This window comes from Enterococcus villorum (genome assembly GCF_007990225.1).
Taxonomy (GTDB): domain Bacteria; phylum Bacillota; class Bacilli; order Lactobacillales; family Enterococcaceae; genus Enterococcus_B; species Enterococcus_B villorum.
Genome location: NZ_BJWF01000005.1, coordinates 68378 through 87057, shown reverse-complemented (window position 1 = coordinate 87057; position 18680 = coordinate 68378). Strand labels below are relative to the sequence as shown.

Genomic DNA, 18680 nt, shown 5'->3' with positions numbered 1-18680 from the left:
CGCACTCCTTTTAATCGCGATATTTTTTAGGTGTATATTTTTTCTTAGCTTCTATCTTAGATATCCGCAATGCATTCTCTAAAGAAATAATGAGAGCTTCACGTGTAGCTTCGCTCATTTCACCATCCTTCTTCGAAAAAGCCATTCCATCAGCATTAGATAAATCGTCGATTAAGGATTGTAATTCTTTTTGAATATCACGTTCGTCTTTTTCCGTTAAATCGTAGTACCTTTTTTTCTTAGTGCGTCCTAATAGATAGTCGACAGATACATTGAAATAGTCAGCAAGTCGAGCTAATTCTGTAGAATTAGGAGTTTGTCTTTTCCAACTGCCAATGTATCCGTTGGAATATCCGAAATTTATCTCCAATTGCCTAATAGAAAGACCTTTTTCTTTAGCTAAATCTTTTATTATTTCATAAGTATTCATTGATTTAACAACCTTTCTGAATGCTTACAAAAAAAGTTTAGATAAATAATATAAAAACTGTTGGCTGGTTTATATTAATAATCTATACTATGTCTTGTAAACAAGTTTAACAACTAAAAAGACAACAAAAACACTATTGATTAATAAATGCCAACCGCCAAGAAAGCTTTTAAATCAACGTTTTAATGTCTTATTTAACTATGGATTTAGTATAGATTAATAATCTAATGATGTCAATATAGTTTATAAAATAGTTGTTAGATTTGTTTACAAGTAAAAGAAAGGAGGCGCGGTAATGACTGATATTGCAGAAATTACTAAACAAGACAGAGAAAAAATTAAAAAGTATGTAGAAGGATCTAAGTTTCTAACATACAAAATGCTTGCTGAAAGATTTGGAATTAGTAAAAGTTACTTATCTTTAATCTTAAGCGGTAAAAAGACTTCTGCAGAAGCTAATATAATTATCGATTCGATCATTACTATGTATGAACTGTAAAGAGAGGAGTAAAAAAATATGAGTATTATCGATCAAGTTTCAAAGATAAACGAATTATCTGACGAAGTAGCTAAACAGATTTATTCAGAATGCATTGAAGAGAACATTTCTGTCAACAATTTAAGGGAAAGAGTCAAAGAGAAGTTAACTAAGTATGTCGGAGAACCGGCATTCAACGAAACCTACAGATATATTTTCAGCAAAGTTAAGTTTTTGATCGAACATAGCGAAGTAAAAATAGTGAAGCCCCACATTGGATTTGAAGCTTTACATAAAACATCAATTTTTTAATTGTTCTTCAAGCTCTTGGAATAAATCAGCTAATGCAAGCACTAATTTTTCCATATCTTGGTTAGTAGTATCTATTCCATAATGCTCAAAAACTTTAGAAATTTTTTCTTCGCTAAACATCAAAACACCTCGCTTTCTAATGAGAATTATAGCAAATAAAAATCAGCTGGGGAGGAAAACGAATGAAAGAACTAATCAAAGTAACAACAAATGAGGAAAATGAGCAGTTAGTAAGTGGTAGAGAGTTACATGAATTTTTAGAAGTAAAAGAGCGGTATAATGATTGGTTTCCGAGAATGAGAGAGTATGGATTCTATGAAAACGTTGATTTTATAAGTTTTACTGAAAAATCAGTAAAAGGTGGAAGACCTCAGAAAAACCATTTTTTAAAGTTAGATATGGCAAAAGAAATCTCAATGCTCCAACGAACAGAAAAAGGAAAACAAGCGCGTCAATATTTTATTCAAGTAGAAAAAGAATATAAACAACAATTACTTGATACTTCAAAGCTAAGTCCAGAACTTCAAATGTTCCAAGGAATATTTAATGCAGTAGCTAAACAAGAATTAGAGACAAAACGTTTAGCAACACAAATGGACAATATTACTGAAATTGTGGCGTTGAATACAACTGACTGGCGTAGAGAATGTCGAAAACTCGTAAATAAAATGGCGGAAACTCAAGGCGGATACGGTGCTTATCAAGAAATTCAAACAGCGATATATGAAGAAGTTGATCGTAGAGCTGGTTCCTCTCTCAAAACTAGATTAACCAATTTACGTAACCGTATGGCTGGCGAAGGTATTTCAAAATCCAAGCGAGATAAGACAAATAAGTTAGATGTAATCGAAAGTGATAAAAGGTTAAAAGAAATTTATTTATCTGTAGTCAAGGATTTCGCTATTAAGTATGGAGTTTGGAAAGAAAAATAAAATTTGATAGGAGGTTCAGGATTATGGAAGTAATCTTAACGCCTGAAAATGAGGCAGCACTTCGTAGCTACATTCATGAAATCATAACTGATGAAATTGCAAAAGCAAGAAGAGATGCCTCAGTTGATAAACGTGTATTAAAGCAAATAGAGATAGCGAAATACTTCGGAGTATCAACTGCAACTATTCGTAAGTGGGAAGATAAAGGACTTCCATTCGGGCGTATAGGCGATCAAAAATTTTACGACAAAGAAAAATGTAGAGCATGGGTTCTAGCACAATAAAATATCGGGTAAGTGTTCGGACATAATAACAGCAAAGAGGGGGAAAGACATGGGCAAGTTTAATCGAGCATTAGTATTTAGCGCACCACTAATGATCTACGCTTTAGGTCTTTGGGGAAGCAGACAAGCATTAATCGGTACGATTGTTTACATGGTTTGGATCTTCATAGGTCTTGATGAAGCTGAGTATAGAACAAAAAAAAGACACGACCGCCGGCAAGCATAATCGTGTCAAAAAAATAAAAATCACAAGGAGATTTTATCACATGAACGAAAAAATTAAAAATCTTATTGAAGAGTTAGCTAATGAATGCGAAAAAGAAAGCTTAGGCCTTTCACTAGCAGTGACAGATGATGAATGTGTGGCTATTAAAATCGCTGGACCAGCTAATCTTTACGCAATTGGCATTTTAGAACAAGGAAATATAATTAAGAAATCATTTCGAAGCAATTGCAATTGTGCAGAGTGCCAAACTTTTAGACGAACTGTCCTTAAGTATCAGAAAGAAATGGTGTTCCATTTAATGGAAGAATCTGAATTGCTGGAGGAATCTGAATGAAAAAAACACGAATTAATGTGAAAGGAGCATATGACCTCGTTGGTGTGGGTATGTGCTTTGCCACAATTAACATTCGTTATGGTTGGATTTACTTCATTACTTTAGTTTTGACTTACTTATTCAATTCTACACTAAAGGAAGTGACTGAAAAATGAAGGAGTTTGATTCATTAGGTGCTAGACAGCAACCGCCAAATGAAGCTAGTCCTGTCGGAGTTGATTGGCAAGGAAATCCGTTATATCCAGGTGACTCTTGCTATTTAACCGAAGATGGATATGTACAAGAAGAGGATATTTTGGAATATGTACAACAATATTTTCCAAAGATTGAACTAGGAGGAATTTAATATGGCAAACGATTTAACACAAACAACACAACGTTCATTAGACGAGCAGGTGATCAGTAATCTTGGACGGTTACAAGAACAGGGTTTAGAGATGCCTCCAGGATACAGTCCACAAAATGCATTAAAGAGTGCTTTTTTCGAGCTTACTAACAATACAGGTGGAAATTTGCTACAGATGGCCGCAAATAATCAAGAAATGAAAACCTCTATTTCTAATGCACTCTTAGACATGGTTATTCAAGGACTATCACCAGCGAAGAAACAGTGTTACTTCATCAAGTACGGAAACAAGGTTCAGCTAATGCGTTCATATTTTGGAACAATGGCAGTCCTTGATCGTGTAACTGGAGGGGCAGATATTACGCCTGTAGTCGTTCGACAAGATGATGAGTTTGAAGTTGCAATGGATGGACCAAACATGGTTGTCAAAAAGCATGAAACAAAATTCGAGAATTTAGACAATGAAATCATTGCTGCTTATGTAGTTATCAAGTTAGCAAATGGTAAAGAGACCACAACAGTCATGACGAAAAAACAAATTGATCAAAGTTGGGCGAAGTCAAAGATGAAGGGTTCTGGACCGCAAAAGGAATTTCCAGAAGAAATGGCTAAACGAACAGTGATTAATCGTGCAGCTAAAGCATTAATCAACACAAGCAATGACAACGATTTGTTGGTTCAAGCCGCAAAAGATACATTAGAAAATGAATTTGATAATGATCGGAAAGATGTAACGCCACAAACAGAAAAAGTGGCCACACTTGAAGAAAAACTTTTTTCAAATAAAACTGTCGAACCAATTCAAAAAGAAGCAGAAGAGATTGTGATTCCTAACGATATTCAAGAAGAAAATACTCGTATTGCGGATATGTCAGGACATCCAGAAGTTGAACAAGCTCATCCGATTGAAAAAGAAACATTGAACGAACCGATTCAAGAAGAATTATTAGATATTCCAGATTTCGGACGTGAGGAAGGTGCAGATGATGTCTCAGAATTCGAAGACGATGAGTACCCTTTCTGATGAGAATTATTACTCAAATGAAGCTGACTGGCAGTACATGTCAACGTCACAATATAAGTCCTTTTTAAAATGTGAAGCGGCCGCCTTGGCCAAACTCAAAGGGGATTGGCAACCGATATCTAATCCTAAAGCTCTTTTAGTCGGGAATTATGTACATTCGTATTTTGAATCGAAAGAGATACACGAAGCGTTCAAAGAAGAAAATAAATCCAAAATGTTTTCTAGTCGCAAGCCGTATGGATTATTGAAAGATTTCCAGATTGCTGAACAGATGATTGATCGATTAAAACAAGAAGAAGCTTTCATGAACATTTATCAAGGTGAGAAAGAAACGATTGTAACTGGTGAATTATTTGGAACTCAGTGGAAAGGCAAAATTGACTGCTTGAATTTAGAAGAAGAATACTTTGTTGATATCAAAACAACGAAAGACATGCATGAACGTAAATGGAATGAAGATTATGGATCAAGAGAAACATTCCTAGTCAATTTTGGATATGTACTTCAAATGGCTATATATCAGGAGTTACTTTTACAGCAATACGGAAAGACGTTCACACCGATTATTGCAGCAGTTTCTAAACAAACACCAAGTGAAGCAAGACTTATAACAATTGAACAAGACAAAATGAATTACGAACTTGTCTTATTAAAAGAAAAAATTGAGCGAATTGTCAGAGTGAAGAATGGTGAAGAGAAGCCGAACCATTGCGGTTTATGCGAGTACTGTAGGGGTAATCTTCCAATAACTGGATTCACTGGCATGGACGATTTATAGAACGGTGGTGATTATATGGCTGAAGGATGGGTCAAGCTTCACCGTTCTATAACTGAAAATTGGATATGGGATAATCCGCAATATCTAAAGTGGTGGCTTGATTTAATTCTAATGGCTAACCACAAAGAAAAGAAAATTATTTTTAATGGTTCATTTAAAAAAGTTGATGTTGGGGAAAGAATTACTTCAGAACAAAAATTGGCTGAACGTTGGGGAGTAAGTAGAAATACTGTCAGAAAATTTTTAAGTCTACTTGTTGAAGATGACATGATAAGCATTGAAAAAAGCAGGAAAAATGGAACAACGTATAAAGTCAATAACTACGCCATTTATCAAGGATTTTCAGAAGAAAAAAAACAACAGACTGAACAACGAGCTGAACATCAAAAGGACAACGAACTGAACATAAACAAGAATGAAAAGAATGAGAAGAATGAAAAGAATAATAATTATGTCGCAACACGCAAAAAACGCGTGTACGCAGATGATGATCCAAATAAAAAATTGGCCATTCTTTTATTAAAACTAATTCGAAAAAATCAAAACATCAAAGAACCTGATTTGGATAAATGGGCGAATATGATTCGTTTAACAATTGAATCTGACAAACGAACTGGTAGAGAAGTTCAAGACATGATTGTGTGGGCCACTAGTAATGATTTCTGGTCTGGCGTGATTTTATCACCAACTAGCTTAAGAAAGCATTTCGATAAGATGGCTATCCAAAAAAATAAAAGAAAGCAACAAAATATTTCTAATGATGAGTTACCAGAAACAGGTGAGGATTGGTAATGGATAAAAAACTAAGTGCAATGGCTGCACCTTATGGCGGTTTGAGGATTGTTGATCATCCTTGCCCAAAATGCGGGGATCCATTGTACATGTGGAAATCAAAAAACAAAGATGGTACGGATCGATGCGGTCCTACATGTATCAATAAGAGTTGCGGATATCGAGAAATGGTAACGAAAAATCAAAAAGAAGCTATCAAAAAAGCGAATGAAGCAATGAAAAGGGATGCCCTCAATCGAATGATTAACAGTTCAATGATTACGGACGATGCCATATGGACCTTCGATTTTGATGGATACAAAGTAGTTGATCAGGAAACAGCACAAATAAAAGGAATGGCTCAAGAATGGGCTAAAAAAATCGTAAGTGGTAGCACGATTCACGCGGTTATTACTGGTAGAACAGGAGCCGGAAAAACTCATCTAGGTGCTGCAGTGATCAAAGAAGTGATGATGGCATCTAATTATAAAATTGCCTGTTCATTTATAAGCTATCGAGAATTATTAGAGCAATTGAAGTTCGCGATGAATGATCCAGAAGCAAGAAAAGCTGTGACAGGATCGTTGATGGCTGAAATAAAAAAGACAGATTTTGTGGTGATTGATGATTTAGGTGCGGAGCTAGGTCGAATGGAAGAAAACAATCAAGCAACACCATATGATGTTGATGTTCTCACATCGCTCACAGAAGCCCGTTTAAGCAAAGCTACGATATTCACGACTAATTTATCATCAAAGCAATTAAAACACGCGTACGGCGAGCGAGTGTTCTCTCGTGTCATGAATGGAACAAAAGGGAACATTGCTGTATTCAAATTAACGACAGATAAAAGGAGGAATCCAGTTTTACCTTTGTAATTAAGAAAATGTGTTATTTAGACAAAAACGGAAAAGGCGTCATTTCCTCTGAACAAGCACATCATTATGAGAGCTATGAAGCAGCAGAATTAGTTGCAAATACGTGTGGTGGTGAAATATTCAAAACGTTTAAGCCTGACCGACGATTTGCAAAAATTAAAACTAAGCCAGCAAAGAAAGAGAAATGCACTCCAAAGGGTAATCAAGCATGGATGAGAGGTGCAAAATGATTTGTTTAAGGTGTAATGATGAAACTGTCATTTGGTATAAGACGTCGCTTGGTTGGTCAACTTGCGAACCTTGCCCAGTATGAAATAGAAATGGGCGAAAGCATGATGGGCGATTAAAAGAATTAAAAAGGAAGTATGCAGATGGTGACAAAAAGTAAATACGGAAATAAAAAACATGAAGTAGACGGCATTATGTTTGATTCAAAGGCAGAGGCTAGATACTACATGAAGCTAAAACGAAATGGTATAAGTTTTATGCCTTTATCTGAAACATATTGCGCAATGCAAGAGAATGTTTTATTGCAAGAAGGTTATCTATGTAACGATCGTAAGATTGCACCGATTTATTATCGAGCTGATTTTGTGATTTATGAGAATGGCCAAGTGAAAAAAGTGATTGATGTCAAAGGTTATCAAGATGCAATCTCTATGCTGAAAATGAAGATGTTTGCTCATCGATATGGCTTTCCAGTGACATTCGCTAAGTTCGAATCGAAAATCAATAAGTTCATTGAAATGGACTGCTTTGAATCAGCAAGACAGCAGCGAAAGAGACAAGCAGAGCGAAGAAAAAAGAAATTGATGGAGGAAAATTGATGGTTGAGGATATTTTAGAAGGTTTGGTGTGTGAAGGTTGTGGCTGTTTTATTGATGGTGAAGCTCCTGGATATCCACGCTATTGCGAAGATTGCCAAAATGACTAAACATTTCGGAGGGAAAATATAAATGACAAAACAAGTGAATTTCAGACCAGAATTAAAGAAAGTAACATCAAAATCAAATGGGAACACAGAAGTATTACTAGTTGTTAGCAACGGATCATTGAGAGGTAGCACTGAAAATCTAACTGAGTTTCTTGGATCAACAGTGACTGTAGTAATTCAACCAGAAACAATCGAATACACAGTGCCAGTAAACAAGCAAACGAAGAAACCGAATATTGAATACGTGGTGAATTCAGATGGCACAATCGAAATGCTCAAAGAAGAGCAGACTTCACTTGATGTTGGCGATGGTGTAGAAGAAGTTGAAAATGTGAAAGTCCTGGTTTCAAAAGAAACGATTGATGAATTTATTAAAACAGCAACGACATTACAACTACCAGAAAATGTCACCGTAAATATTCGAGACGTTCTTATCCGTTTAGATGAAGGCGATAGTATGAATGAAATTGCTGCAGATCATGAGTTATCAGAAATAGCTTTAATTGATCAAATCGAATTAGCTAGACAATACTTTGCTCCATATGCAGATACCTGGTCTAAACATAAGGATGACATCATTTTTCCAGAAGAACAATGAGAGCAACGGACCCAGTAATTATCCTTGGGGAAACCAAATTTATTTGGACTCACGAAGAGATAGAGCAAGCACGCTTGCTCTTTTCTCAAGGAGTTAAGCCGAGTAAAGTAGCTGAAATAATGGATCAAAAGATTCTTGATGTCGGATTGCTTTTGCTCCATCTAGCAGAAAAAAATTTGATTTGAGGTGAAGATGATGATTTAACTTGCAGGAATCCAAACAGGGAAAATTTATTTTTCCGGAGAAAGCAAGAGTGAGGCAAGTCAATGGTTGCTTAAAACATATACGAACAATAAGAAGCTAAGAAAAAAATGTTCTGATCTATTTTTGAAGGATGATCAGATTATGCCGGAACCGATGATTATATTAAATACCTCCATAATAACGACCAAATAATCATTATGGAGGATATCAATAAATATTTATCTGTTAACGATTTGTATATCCAAAGGTGAAACTCGATAGTCTACACCCTTGTAGTGAATATTTACGTACGGAAAATCATAGAGAGTATCTGTATCAGATCTATGAATAGGCGCATATAATTCTGCTCCTTCTTCCCACCATTGACTAGGTGAGGCTCTATGTTCACCCATTACACATTTATCGTCGTCATTTAGACACTTCCAATTTCCTAATAAGTTAGCATAAACATATTTTGCCATATATATTTCTCCTTGATTATTATTTGTCAGCATATTATTTTCTGACAAATAAATTATATCAATAAAGAATTACCTTATGCTATTGCTTTTTTATAGACAGCTTATAGAGGTTGAGTTCGCCAGTACGAGTAGTAACTTTGATGTCACTGATATATTTAAGTGTTTTTAAAGTTGGAATATCATCTTCAGTGAAATAAGCAAATAGTTCAGGGGAATTTTTTATATTTAAAAATTCTAAATCAGTTTCTTCAAATCGTTGATTAATTAATTCAAGTAATTTAGTTTTATTCATTGTTGATCACTTTTAGTTTTATATTTCGATTAAATACCTCGATAAAGGTATTATAACAAACAAAAATATGATTTAGGGGTCTTACAAAAATACTAAAATTTTTTCAAAGAGATGATTCAAAGCGAACAATAAAATTTGGCCATCTCTTGTTAAACAGTAAAAATCGAACGATATATATTCCAGAAAGGATGTTTGTATGGGAAAAACAAAATCGAAAATCAAGAAGAAAAAACGTCGTTTGGAACAAAAGGCAATCCAGAATGGAACGGCTAAGAAAAAATAAAAAAAGCCACCTCTTAACGAGATAGCGGCACATAACTATTTTACCATAAGGGGTGGCGTTTGTGAGATTTCAGTGGTTAAAAGATTATCAAGAACTTGATGAGCAGATTCTTTACTTAAAATGGAATCTTAATAAAAGTAAGCTTGAATTGAATCGGTGGGTCTATGGAGATTTGGCAGACGTCCGCATTGAAAAGAATTCTAGATCATCCATGTTAGAAGAAAATATTCAAAAAATCGAAAATGAAATTGAAATACTCGAAGAGCAACGTCAAGAAATGCTTGCTATTATTAACTCTTTTAAAGGACTTGATAATGAGATCATTCGAAAAAAGTATGTCGAGGATTGTTCATTAGAGATAATAGCGGAAGAAATTGGCTATAGCTCATCTTATGTTAGACAAAGACACGCAGAAATTCGTAAAACTTTGTCTTTTTTAGATGAATATGAAATGAACAAGATAGATAGACAAAACAAACTTAGTGAGATTGATTATTACAATAAGGGCAGAGACGAAGCTGTACAAATTAGTTTGTTCTAAAATTCCAATGTTCACTAAATGTTCGAACATTGTAGCTATGTCAGTATTGTATACAGCATGATATTCTATTAGTGTCGAAAGATTAAGAACAGGACTTAGACAAAATAAACGAAGGGAGGAAATCTCTCTCATCGTTGTAATTATGCTTTAATGGACAGCAATCAAACAAAAAAATAAACGAAAAGGAAGTGACAAGCTCCTTGTTAATTTCTTCGTATTTATCAATGGGTTGCTGTCTGTTTTGATATAAAAAAATTAGCTATCCTCAAAAGATAGCTAGCAATACAATTATTTTTTATTCCAACAAGAACGACAACAGTATTTGCATCCAGAAAAATTTTTGTCTAAGTTTTTAACTCGTAAATATCGAATAGCAGATGAACAATCTGTAAAATAACCGATTTTAACGTAGTATTTTTTATTTAGTGCATACGGACAATCTATCTCGTGAAGTATGTAGACAGTATTTTTTGTAGGTGTTGTATCAATAACATAATTAGGCATATGAAAACCCTCCTTAATTAATTATATAACGACTAAAAATAAATTTGCAATACACTTATGTCGCTGTGGCGGAAGTAGAGAGACGCGAAGGTGAAGGTAGGTTTCGTATGGCGGACTATCGGGACCTTGTACAAAACTAGAGAGAAATAGTACATGAGTGGTGCGATCCCATTCCAGCGACTTTGGTTTACGGTAAGCCCAAACCGTAAAGAGCTATAACTGCATCTCATTGCTGAGGTGTAGTTTTTACATATTAGATCACTCATTGAGTGGTCTTTTTATTTTGAAAGGAGTTTTATCTATGAATGATTTTCATGAGGCTGTACTTACTTTTGATGTTACATCTGGTATGGGGCAAGTTTATAAAAAAGCAATTGAAGCTGAGAATAGTCCTAATGGGTTGAGAGATTATTGGAATGGTAATTATGCACATGTTGAAGTAGTAAATGAAAGCACAGGTTTTGATTTTTTAGTAATAACATTACTATCTCACACTTTACCTAATCTTCAGGAAACTGTTAAGTGGTATGAACGAATGGGTGCAAAAGTAATCAGTACAAATTACAAAGGAGAGAATCAAAATGGTATTGAAAAAAATTAGATCATCAATTACTGGAACTGAGTACTGGGATTCAGAAAAGAAAAAGATTGTTGTGGTTCCGAAAGGGCAAGAACCTAACTTTGATACAAGCGAACAATCTGATATGACTGTAGTTGCCAAGGCGATTGTTGGCGATGGTGTCTTGTTCAAGGGAGATGAAGAAATTCAGTTGTCAGGAGAAGAATTAGAAAGTAATAGAAACGCCACTGCTGACTTTGATGGAGACGAAGTTACTAATGATCAGTCCGCTTGTGAAACGGATGAACTGGACAACATGACTGCAAAAGAATTGCGTGCATATGCTAAGAAACATGGTATTGATATTCCTGGCGCTATCCGTGCAAAAGGCGACATCCTAAAATTTATCCGTGAAGCAGAATGAAATACTGTCAGTTTGATGGATGCACGAACAAGATAGCAAAGGGAATATATTGTACTGAACACAAGCAATCAAGTAAATCACGTAAGAAGAAGCAACAAGCAAAGTCTGTTTATCATCATGAGAACAAACCATTCTATCGAACGCAAGCATGGAAAGATATGCGTCAATTTATTTATGAAAGAGAAGGTGGTCATTGTCAGCGGTGTGGTCAGTTCATATTTGGAAAGAGAGCACACGTCCATCACATTGTACCAATCAAAGACAACGAACTGCTTAAGCTTGATCCAAACAATCTCATGCTATTATGTCCAAAATGTCATCCAATTGTTGAAAACGAAACGGAAGACAAAAAAGTTTTTCCTTCGTATTTCAATTGAAGCCCCCCTATTCATTTTCAAAATTTTTTCGCGTGGGGAGATAGGGTAGCGGGGAGTCACGCGCATCGTTAGGTCAAATTTTTCAAAAACAAAGGGGGGTGTATACAAAAATGACGACTAAAGCGCAACGTAAAGCGATTATTGATGAAAAAGTAAGTGCTGAAAAAGCTCGTATTTTAGAAATAATGCGTAAGTCTGATTTGTACACTATCACTCTTGATCCGTTGATTGAATCATATCTGGATATTTTTGAAATATACCAACATAAATATTTATTGTGGAAAGAAAAAGGTTTTCCAGAAACTCAAAAATTCACGAATAAATCAGGTGCTACTAATCAATCAAAACATCCGTTAGCGCAACAAGTAGAAACTTGGGCTGATAAGAAAATGAAAGCTCTGGATTTATTAGGATTAACGAACAAAGCAAAAAATGGTAGACAAATTACTGGAGGATCGACTGCAAGAAAAGATGAAGAAATTACACGTCCGGAAGTAAAACCAGTAGATGAACTAGCAGCGCACAGAAATAAATGGCGTAAGAAGGCAGGTGCTGAAAAATGATTGAACCTGGTGTAAATTATGCTGATTTATTTGCAAAAGAAGTAAGAAAGCAACCTAAGAAGTATCCTAAAACCGTTCGTTTAGCAATAGATCGTTGGTATAGGTGGAAAAAAAGAAAAGACATTTGGTTTGATGTAGATCGGGCGAATGAAATGATGGATTGGGTAGAAACATTTATTGTTCACACAAAAGGAGAAATGGTAGGAAAACCATTTCTGTTAGAATCCTGGGAAAAATTTATTTATTCTTGGATTTATGGTTGGGTTAAAGAAAATGAAAAAGGTCAAACTGTTCGCGTTACTCGTGAGGCTTATGTTCAAATCCCAAAAAAGAATGGTAAAACATTGATTGCCGTAGGTTCATTAGGTTATGCAATGTACGGTGAAGGTGCTTTATCAGTCGATTGTTATGCGTGTGCCTCTGATTTTGCTCAAGCTCAATATGCTGCTAAGCCTTTTGCGGCTACCATTTTAAACAATCCAATTCTACTTGAAGGAACAAAAATATTTAAAGGACCAAAGGGAACTGTTTCTAGTATTACTTATGACTATATTCATGAAGATATGGCTTACTCAAATAAATTTATTGTTCAAACCAAGAATATTGATAATATCGAGGGTTCAAATCCATATTTTGTGTTGAATGATGAATTGCATAAGCAAGAGAAAATGGAACAGTATGACAATTTTAAGTCTGCTCAAATATCTTTACCACAGCCATTGATGTTTAATATCTCAACTGCTGGGAAAGGTTCGTCGTCTGTTGGAATGCGTGTATATCGCGAAGCAAAAGAAGTGTTGAAACGTGATGATAATGATTCAAACTTTGTTCTAATCTATGAGCCAAATAAAAATTATGATTGGACGGATAGAAAAGTCTGGGAAATGTGCAATCCTAACTGGGGAATATCAGTCGATTTATCTGCTTTAGAATCAGCATTTAAAACAGCGCAACGGTCAGCTCATTCCAAAGCTGAATTTCTAACGAAACACTTGGATGTATTTGTGAATGGCGCAGATAATTTCTTTGAACAGGATCAAGTAGAGCCATGTTTAGTTACCACGCAAGAACTTGGTGATTTAAGTAATGAACCATGCTATATCGGTTTAGATTTATCACGTACACGAGATTTGACCTGTGTATCTTTAAACTTTCCAACATGGGATGAAGATGGTAAAGCGATTCTTAAAGTAAAGCAACTCTATTTTATTCCGAATGAAAATTTAGAGTTTCGAGAAAAAGAAGATAATGTTCCTTATAGTGATTTGGCTGACAAAGGATTTGTTGAGTTTTGCGATGGCAAAATGATTGATCAAGATCAAATATTGCAGTATATCGAAGATTGCATGAATTTATACGATATTCAGCAAGTAAATTATGATCCAGCAATGAGCGATAAGTTTGTTGAGAAATTAGAGAATTTAGGATTGGAATGTGTTGAAGTACCTCAATTTCCTAGAGTATTGAATTCGCCATTTGATGATGTTGAAAGATTATTTTATGAGAAACGGATACAATTTGATAATCCCTTATTCCTATATTGCACTTTGAACGTTGTAGCAATTACTAACATCAATGGACAAAAAGCGCCAAGTAAACGCCAGTCGAAGAAAAAGATTGACGGTTTCGTGGCGTTTTTGTGTGGTCATAAAGAAACGATGAATCAGATGACAGATATTGATTCGAACGAATTGGATGAGTATCTCGATAGTATTTATAGATAATTAGAAAGGCGGTGAGAAAAGATGAAAATTCGAGATAGAATTTCAAACGCAGTATATTCATTCATGGAAAAACGGGGCTACATTGAAGATATATTTGGTCAAACCACTCGCTACACTCAAAGATATGTCACAGACAATTCAATTATGGAATCTTCTGATGTTTATGAATTAGTTCAAGACATATCTAATCAGGTAGCGTTGGCCACACCGATTGTTATTGGTCCAGATGGTAACGAAGTAAAAAATCATTTCTTGCTTAAAATATTGCAAAGCCCAAATGATTATTTAACAGGTTTTGAATTTTCGAAACTTGAGACGAACACGCTACTAATTAATGGAGAAACCTTCCCATTGACTGATCGAGATCAACTTCATTTAGCATACGGTGTGACAACTAAAATAAATGAGCGTCTACAAGAAGAGTTTGAAATGAATGGCCAAAAAATACCAAGTCAGATGATTCGTCACATTAAGAATATCGGCACAGATTCTTTAAAAGGTGCAGGAATAATCGATTTAGCAAGAAGCACACTAGAAGGCGTTCTAAGCGCAGAAAAGGTTTTGACGGATAAATATACTAAAGGCGGTTTACTCGCTTTTATGCTTAAACTGGATGCGCATATCAATCCGAATAACAGTGCCCAAACGAAAATTGTTAAAGCAATACTTGATCAGTTAGAAGGAACACAGGATGACAGTAATCATTCAGTCAAAATGATTCCTCTTGGTAAAGGTTACTCAATCGATACACTTAAAAGTCCAGTAGATGACGATGCGATCTTGAACTATCTAGGCGTGTACAAAAAGGATTTGGGGAAATTCTTAGGTATAAATGTTGATACCTATCAATCATTAATTAAGACAGACATCGAAAAAGCGATGATGTATCTGCACAATAAAGCAATCAAACCAATATTGAAGAACAAGAGCGAGCATTACACGGCTCTTTTTTTTATGCCTAATTCTGGCTATCGAGTGGAATGGAAAATCAATATTTTGGATTTCGTTACTTACTCAACAAAAACAAATATTGGATACAACATCGTTCGTACTGGAATTACAAGTCCGGATAATGTGGCAGAAATGCTTGGTTTTCCTAAACAAGGAACGCCAGAAACTGAAGCTGTTTATATATCAAATGATTTGACAGAAATTGGAAAAAAACATGCTACAGATGATTCCTTACCAACGAATGATCAAAACTTGAAGGGAGGTGATGGAAATGAAGAAAAAGGAAATTCGAACGATTGACATCACCAATCTTTCAACACGTTCTGATGAAGAAACACAAACAAGAACGATTAGTGGTTATGCAGCAGTTTTTAATAGCCCAACAAGATTATGGGAAGACTTGGATGAAGTGATAGCTCCCGGTGCCTTTTCAAGGGCTATTAGTAGTTCAGATGTTCGCTGCCTTTTCAATCATGATTGGTCCAATGTTTTAGGACGTACAAAAAGCGGCACGCTACGTTTATCAGAAGATGAACGTGGGTTGAAATTTGAAGTTGATCTTCCAGATACAACAGTTGCTAGGGATTTGATAAAATCGATGGAACGTGGCGATATCAATCAATGCAGTTTTGGATTCATACCAACTGAAGAAACATGGGACTACAACTCTACACCAATGCTTCGAACGATTCACGAGGTGGAATTGTATGAAGTTTCTATCGTGCCGTTGCCAGCATATGAAGATACCGAAGCAGCTTTAAGAAGCAAGGAAGACTTAGAAAAAGTAGTCGAAAAAAGAAAAAATTTAATTAAAAAAATCAATCAAGCACTAGGAGCTTAGGAGGAAAACATTATGGATAAAGAATTATTAAAGAAAATGAAAGCACGTCAAGAGCAAAGACTGGAAGAATTACGTGGAAAAATCGAATCTGGTGAATTGCGTGAAGCAGACATCGACGGCGTGCAACAAGAAATTGATGCAGTCATTGAAGAATTAAATGGAATCAAAGATGCGTTGGAAGATGATGGTGATGCAGGAGATGGAAAAGATGGTGGCGTAGGAAATGGCACTGATGATCCTGACAATCGTTCTGGCGATGAACCTAGTGGAGACGGAGAAGATGATCCTGAAAATCGTTCAGGCATGATTTCGCAAGAACAACGTGATGGATTGCTAGATTCCATTAAATCAGGATTGGAGGCAAGAAGTAAGATGACCAAGACACAAAAAGATCAACAATTACGAAAAGCATTTGCTAATTTTGTTATTGGAAATATTTCTGAAGCAGAAGCTAGAGCTTTAGGAATTGAAACTGGTAATGGTTCAGTTACTGTTCCAGAAGTAATTGCTTCTGAAGTAATCACATATGCACAGGAAGAAAACTTATTGCGTAAATACGGAACAGTGGTACGTACAGCAGGTGATGTAAAATATCCAATTCTTGTGAAAAAAGCAGATGCGAATGTTAACAAGAAAGAACGTTCAACTGATATTACTGAAACAGCTATTCAGTTTGATGAAATTTTACTTGATCCGGCCGAATTCGATGCATTGGCAACGGTAACTAAGAAATTACTAAAAATGTCTGGTGTTCCAGTTGAAGATATTGTTGTCGAAGAATTGAAAAAAGCTTATGTGCGTAAGGAAATCAATTATATGTTCAATGGAGATGACGCTGGAAATGAAAATCCTGGTGCATTAGCAAAAAAAGCTGTAGCATTTGAGAAACCTTTAGATTTAACTGCCACAGGTGCTGGACAAAAATTGTATGATGCATTAATTGAATTTAAAAATACACCAGTGACAGAAGTAATGAAAAAAGGTCGTTTTATTATTAATCGAGCTGCTTTGACTGCTATTGAAAAAATGAAAACAGATGATGGGTTTCCGTTGTTGCGACCATTCACACAAGCAGAAGGTGGAATTGGTTACCAATTAGTTGGCTATCCTGTAGATTGGACAGATGCAGCAGATAAAAAAGGTGAACCAGATACGCCAGTTTTATATTTTGGCGATTTTTCTGCATTCAAAATTCAAGAAGTTATTGGTGCCTTGGAGATTCAAAAACTTGTTGAAAAATTCTCTGGTAAAAATCAAATTGGATTCCAAATTTACAATTTATTAGATGGACAATTGGTTTATTCCCCGTTTGAACCTGCAGTATATCGTTATGAAATTACAAAACCAGTTGGTGATTAAGATGGAAGAGCAAACTAAAGAATTATCTTTAGAGGAAAAATTCAAATCACATATTCATTTTGAAGAGGGCATGGATGATTCTTTGCTCTCTTTTTATTTAGATATGGCAAAAGATTATGTCAAAACAGCAACTGGTGGCCAACAAGAATATCTTATTTTGATGGTTGCCGGCATTGCCTATGAATATAGAGTTTCAGAGGATGAACTCGACAAAGCTATGAATGCTATGACGCCATTTATTGTGCAAGGAGTGATTCAAAATGCCGAAACGACAGACTAATAATCTGCGATGGAAAGCTGAATTGCTAGAAATCAAAACAGGAACAGATGAGAACGATCGTCCAACTACGGTTTATGAATTCAAGCGCCCAATTTTCTATGAAGAACTTGGTGTGACTTCTCAAGAAAAATATTTATCACAGCAAGCCAAGACAGACGTTGTCAGGCGAATTAAAGTTCGATGGGATAAATCTATCACAGAGAAGCTAAATGCCCTCAAAATTGATTCTGTGACGTATAACATTACTCGGATTTATACAAATCCCGATACAAGAGAAATGGAGTTGAGTTTAGCTTATGTCGAATAACTTCAATGAATTAATAAAAGCATTGAAATCAACTAAGTTACCGGTGTTTAGAGATAAGGCTACTTTAGGAACAGTGTATCCATATATCGTGTATTCAAATGTGAGTATTAATAAGAAAATGGCTTCCGGAAAAGTATATAAAAAGATGCCATTCTATCAAATTTCTTTCTTTACGTTAGGAACAGAGCAGGACTTAGTAGTCATTGAGCAAGCTTTGGAAAAAGTAGGTATCCCTTATGTCGATTTCGTGGGTATACAAGGTGACGAAAATGATGAGACAGTGACTAACTATTACACGTATGTGAGATGTGTGGAAAATGGCAAATAATACGAACGGATTTGCTGACATGGCAGATTATTTAGGAAATCTTTCAAAGGTAGATCCGAAAAAAATATCAATAGAATCTTTAGAAGAAGCTGCTAATTTTTACCTGAAGCAACTATTGCCTAAAATACCTAAGTCATTATTAAAGAAAAAGCATATGAAAGATCATGTAAGAGTTGTAGTAGAAAATGAACGAGTAAAAGTTCAATTTGAAGACACAGCTTTTTATTGGCGATTTGCTGAAAATGGGACAACAAAGCAACGAGCCCAACATTTTGCGAGTGGAACATATGAACAAAACAAAGAAACAATTGAAGAAATTATGACAAAGAAAATTATTAAAATGTGGGAAGGATGATC

34 protein-coding genes are annotated in these 18680 nt (G+C 35.3%); 30 read left to right on the top strand and 4 right to left on the bottom strand.

What is annotated here, in order from left to right; all coding sequences use genetic code 11:
• Positions 1 to 10 precede the first annotated feature (10 nt).
• Positions 11 to 430 carry a helix-turn-helix domain-containing protein gene (locus EVI01_RS03870; RefSeq protein WP_010752203.1) on the bottom strand — a complete coding sequence of 140 codons (420 nt, stop codon included), beginning with the start codon at positions 428 to 430 and terminating at the stop codon, positions 11 to 13.
• A 295-nt stretch (positions 431 to 725) separates the two neighbouring features.
• Between EVI01_RS03870 and EVI01_RS03865 the strand changes: the two genes are divergently transcribed.
• Positions 726 to 929 carry a helix-turn-helix domain-containing protein gene (locus tag EVI01_RS03865; RefSeq protein ID WP_010752202.1) on the top strand — a complete coding sequence of 68 codons (204 nt, stop codon included), beginning with the start codon at positions 726 to 728 and terminating at the stop codon, positions 927 to 929.
• A gap of 18 nt (positions 930 to 947) precedes the next feature.
• Positions 948 to 1220 (top strand): hypothetical protein, encoded by a 273-nt coding sequence (locus EVI01_RS03860; protein ID WP_010752201.1) that lies wholly within the window; start codon positions 948 to 950, stop codon positions 1218 to 1220.
• On the opposite strand, the gene EVI01_RS14010 is transcribed toward EVI01_RS03860, so the two are convergent.
• Complete coding sequence (locus EVI01_RS14010; RefSeq protein WP_010718782.1) at positions 1209 to 1340, bottom strand: hypothetical protein; 132 nt, start codon at positions 1338 to 1340, stop codon at positions 1209 to 1211. The two genes, EVI01_RS03860 and EVI01_RS14010, sit on opposite strands and share 12 nt — an antisense overlap.
• A 62-nt stretch (positions 1341 to 1402) precedes the next feature.
• On the opposite strand from EVI01_RS14010, the gene EVI01_RS03855 reads away from it, so the two are divergent.
• The 15 genes from EVI01_RS03855 to EVI01_RS14005 all read left to right on the top strand — a co-directional run bounded on the left by EVI01_RS03855 (position 1403) and on the right by EVI01_RS14005 (position 8721).
• Positions 1403 to 2152 (top strand): phage antirepressor Ant, encoded by a 750-nt coding sequence (locus tag EVI01_RS03855; protein ID WP_010752200.1) that lies wholly within the window; start codon positions 1403 to 1405, stop codon positions 2150 to 2152.
• A gap of 23 nt (positions 2153 to 2175) precedes the next feature.
• Positions 2176 to 2436: a hypothetical protein gene (locus EVI01_RS03850; protein WP_002323902.1), complete on the top strand. Its 261-nt coding sequence runs from the start codon at positions 2176 to 2178 to the stop codon at positions 2434 to 2436.
• A 49-nt stretch (positions 2437 to 2485) separates the two neighbouring features.
• Positions 2486 to 2662, top strand: a complete 177-nt coding sequence (locus EVI01_RS13610) for a hypothetical protein (RefSeq protein WP_010752199.1) — start codon at positions 2486 to 2488, stop codon at positions 2660 to 2662.
• Positions 2663 to 2702: 40 nt separating this feature from the next.
• Entirely contained in the window at positions 2703 to 2996 is a 294-nt protein-coding gene (locus tag EVI01_RS03845; protein WP_010752198.1) for a hypothetical protein, read from the top strand.
• Positions 2993 to 3151: a hypothetical protein gene (locus EVI01_RS13605; RefSeq protein ID WP_010752197.1), complete on the top strand. Its 159-nt coding sequence runs from the start codon at positions 2993 to 2995 to the stop codon at positions 3149 to 3151. The genes EVI01_RS03845 and EVI01_RS13605 overlap by 4 nt, the downstream gene beginning before the upstream one ends.
• Positions 3148 to 3342 carry a hypothetical protein gene (locus EVI01_RS03840; protein ID WP_010752196.1) on the top strand — a complete coding sequence of 65 codons (195 nt, stop codon included), beginning with the start codon at positions 3148 to 3150 and terminating at the stop codon, positions 3340 to 3342. The genes EVI01_RS13605 and EVI01_RS03840 overlap by 4 nt, the downstream gene beginning before the upstream one ends.
• A gap of 1 nt (position 3343) precedes the next feature.
• Complete coding sequence (locus EVI01_RS03835) at positions 3344 to 4366, top strand: recombinase RecT (protein WP_010752195.1); 1023 nt, start codon at positions 3344 to 3346, stop codon at positions 4364 to 4366.
• The gene (locus EVI01_RS03830; protein WP_025480718.1) at positions 4329 to 5144 is read left to right on the top strand and encodes a PD-(D/E)XK nuclease-like domain-containing protein; all 816 of its coding nucleotides are present in this window, start codon (positions 4329 to 4331) and stop codon (positions 5142 to 5144) included. Before EVI01_RS03835 ends, EVI01_RS03830 begins: the two co-directional genes overlap by 38 nt.
• Before the next feature lie 15 nt (positions 5145 to 5159).
• Positions 5160 to 5936: a phage replication protein O gene (locus tag EVI01_RS03825; RefSeq protein WP_010752193.1), complete on the top strand. Its 777-nt coding sequence runs from the start codon at positions 5160 to 5162 to the stop codon at positions 5934 to 5936.
• Positions 5936 to 6793, top strand: coding sequence for an ATP-binding protein (locus EVI01_RS03820; protein ID WP_010752192.1), 858 nt, complete (start codon positions 5936 to 5938; stop codon positions 6791 to 6793). Before EVI01_RS03825 ends, EVI01_RS03820 begins: the two co-directional genes overlap by 1 nt.
• A gap of 8 nt (positions 6794 to 6801) precedes the next feature.
• Positions 6802 to 7023 (top strand): hypothetical protein, encoded by a 222-nt coding sequence (locus EVI01_RS03815; protein WP_010752191.1) that lies wholly within the window; start codon positions 6802 to 6804, stop codon positions 7021 to 7023.
• Positions 7024 to 7164: 141 nt separating this feature from the next.
• Complete coding sequence (locus tag EVI01_RS03810) at positions 7165 to 7620, top strand: DUF1064 domain-containing protein (RefSeq protein ID WP_010752190.1); 456 nt, start codon at positions 7165 to 7167, stop codon at positions 7618 to 7620.
• A gap of 129 nt (positions 7621 to 7749) precedes the next feature.
• A complete protein-coding gene (locus tag EVI01_RS03805; RefSeq protein ID WP_010752188.1) occupies positions 7750 to 8325 on the top strand; it encodes a hypothetical protein in 576 nt (191 codons plus the stop codon).
• The gene (locus EVI01_RS03800) at positions 8322 to 8510 is read left to right on the top strand and encodes a hypothetical protein (RefSeq protein WP_010752187.1); all 189 of its coding nucleotides are present in this window, start codon (positions 8322 to 8324) and stop codon (positions 8508 to 8510) included. Before EVI01_RS03805 ends, EVI01_RS03800 begins: the two co-directional genes overlap by 4 nt.
• Before the next feature lie 28 nt (positions 8511 to 8538).
• A complete protein-coding gene (locus EVI01_RS14005; RefSeq protein ID WP_244150162.1) occupies positions 8539 to 8721 on the top strand; it encodes a hypothetical protein in 183 nt (60 codons plus the stop codon).
• Between the two features lie 26 nt (positions 8722 to 8747).
• Here the strand turns inward: EVI01_RS14005 and EVI01_RS03790 are convergent, their stop codons facing one another.
• Together EVI01_RS03790 and EVI01_RS03785 are read right to left on the bottom strand one after the other, a co-directional pair.
• A complete protein-coding gene (locus EVI01_RS03790) occupies positions 8748 to 8990 on the bottom strand; it encodes a hypothetical protein (RefSeq protein ID WP_010752186.1) in 243 nt (80 codons plus the stop codon).
• A 79-nt stretch (positions 8991 to 9069) separates the two neighbouring features.
• Complete coding sequence (locus EVI01_RS03785; protein ID WP_010752185.1) at positions 9070 to 9282, bottom strand: hypothetical protein; 213 nt, start codon at positions 9280 to 9282, stop codon at positions 9070 to 9072.
• A gap of 344 nt (positions 9283 to 9626) precedes the next feature.
• Here EVI01_RS03785 and EVI01_RS03780 point away from each other — a divergent pair, with 344 nt between their 5' ends.
• The 13 genes from EVI01_RS03780 to EVI01_RS03710 all read left to right on the top strand — a co-directional run bounded on the left by EVI01_RS03780 (position 9627) and on the right by EVI01_RS03710 (position 18678).
• Positions 9627 to 10106, top strand: a complete 480-nt coding sequence (locus EVI01_RS03780; protein ID WP_010752184.1) for a hypothetical protein — start codon at positions 9627 to 9629, stop codon at positions 10104 to 10106.
• 805 nt (positions 10107 to 10911) lie between these two features.
• Complete coding sequence (locus EVI01_RS03765; RefSeq protein ID WP_010752182.1) at positions 10912 to 11211, top strand: hypothetical protein; 300 nt, start codon at positions 10912 to 10914, stop codon at positions 11209 to 11211.
• Entirely contained in the window at positions 11192 to 11593 is a 402-nt protein-coding gene (locus EVI01_RS03760) for a hypothetical protein (protein ID WP_010752181.1), read from the top strand. Before EVI01_RS03765 ends, EVI01_RS03760 begins: the two co-directional genes overlap by 20 nt.
• Positions 11590 to 11970, top strand: coding sequence for an HNH endonuclease (locus tag EVI01_RS03755; protein ID WP_010752180.1), 381 nt, complete (start codon positions 11590 to 11592; stop codon positions 11968 to 11970). The genes EVI01_RS03760 and EVI01_RS03755 overlap by 4 nt, the downstream gene beginning before the upstream one ends.
• 110 nt (positions 11971 to 12080) lie before the next feature.
• A complete protein-coding gene (locus EVI01_RS03750; protein ID WP_010718806.1) occupies positions 12081 to 12533 on the top strand; it encodes a P27 family phage terminase small subunit in 453 nt (150 codons plus the stop codon).
• A complete protein-coding gene (locus EVI01_RS03745; protein WP_010718807.1) occupies positions 12530 to 14257 on the top strand; it encodes a terminase large subunit in 1728 nt (575 codons plus the stop codon). The genes EVI01_RS03750 and EVI01_RS03745 overlap by 4 nt, the downstream gene beginning before the upstream one ends.
• A 21-nt stretch (positions 14258 to 14278) precedes the next feature.
• Positions 14279 to 15508 (top strand): phage portal protein, encoded by a 1230-nt coding sequence (locus EVI01_RS03740; protein WP_146811536.1) that lies wholly within the window; start codon positions 14279 to 14281, stop codon positions 15506 to 15508.
• Positions 15480 to 16049, top strand: coding sequence for an HK97 family phage prohead protease (locus EVI01_RS03735; RefSeq protein WP_010752177.1), 570 nt, complete (start codon positions 15480 to 15482; stop codon positions 16047 to 16049). The genes EVI01_RS03740 and EVI01_RS03735 overlap by 29 nt, the downstream gene beginning before the upstream one ends.
• 12 nt (positions 16050 to 16061) lie before the next feature.
• Entirely contained in the window at positions 16062 to 17408 is a 1347-nt protein-coding gene (locus EVI01_RS03730) for a phage major capsid protein (protein WP_010752176.1), read from the top strand.
• 1 nt (position 17409) lies between these two features.
• A complete protein-coding gene (locus tag EVI01_RS03725; RefSeq protein WP_010718811.1) occupies positions 17410 to 17688 on the top strand; it encodes a head-tail connector protein in 279 nt (92 codons plus the stop codon).
• Positions 17669 to 17995 carry a phage head closure protein gene (locus EVI01_RS03720; RefSeq protein WP_010718812.1) on the top strand — a complete coding sequence of 109 codons (327 nt, stop codon included), beginning with the start codon at positions 17669 to 17671 and terminating at the stop codon, positions 17993 to 17995. Before EVI01_RS03725 ends, EVI01_RS03720 begins: the two co-directional genes overlap by 20 nt.
• Positions 17985 to 18323 carry a hypothetical protein gene (locus tag EVI01_RS03715; protein ID WP_010718813.1) on the top strand — a complete coding sequence of 113 codons (339 nt, stop codon included), beginning with the start codon at positions 17985 to 17987 and terminating at the stop codon, positions 18321 to 18323. The genes EVI01_RS03720 and EVI01_RS03715 overlap by 11 nt, the downstream gene beginning before the upstream one ends.
• Positions 18313 to 18678 (top strand): HK97-gp10 family putative phage morphogenesis protein, encoded by a 366-nt coding sequence (locus EVI01_RS03710; protein ID WP_010718814.1) that lies wholly within the window; start codon positions 18313 to 18315, stop codon positions 18676 to 18678. The genes EVI01_RS03715 and EVI01_RS03710 overlap by 11 nt, the downstream gene beginning before the upstream one ends.
• Positions 18679 to 18680: the final 2 nt, after the last annotated feature.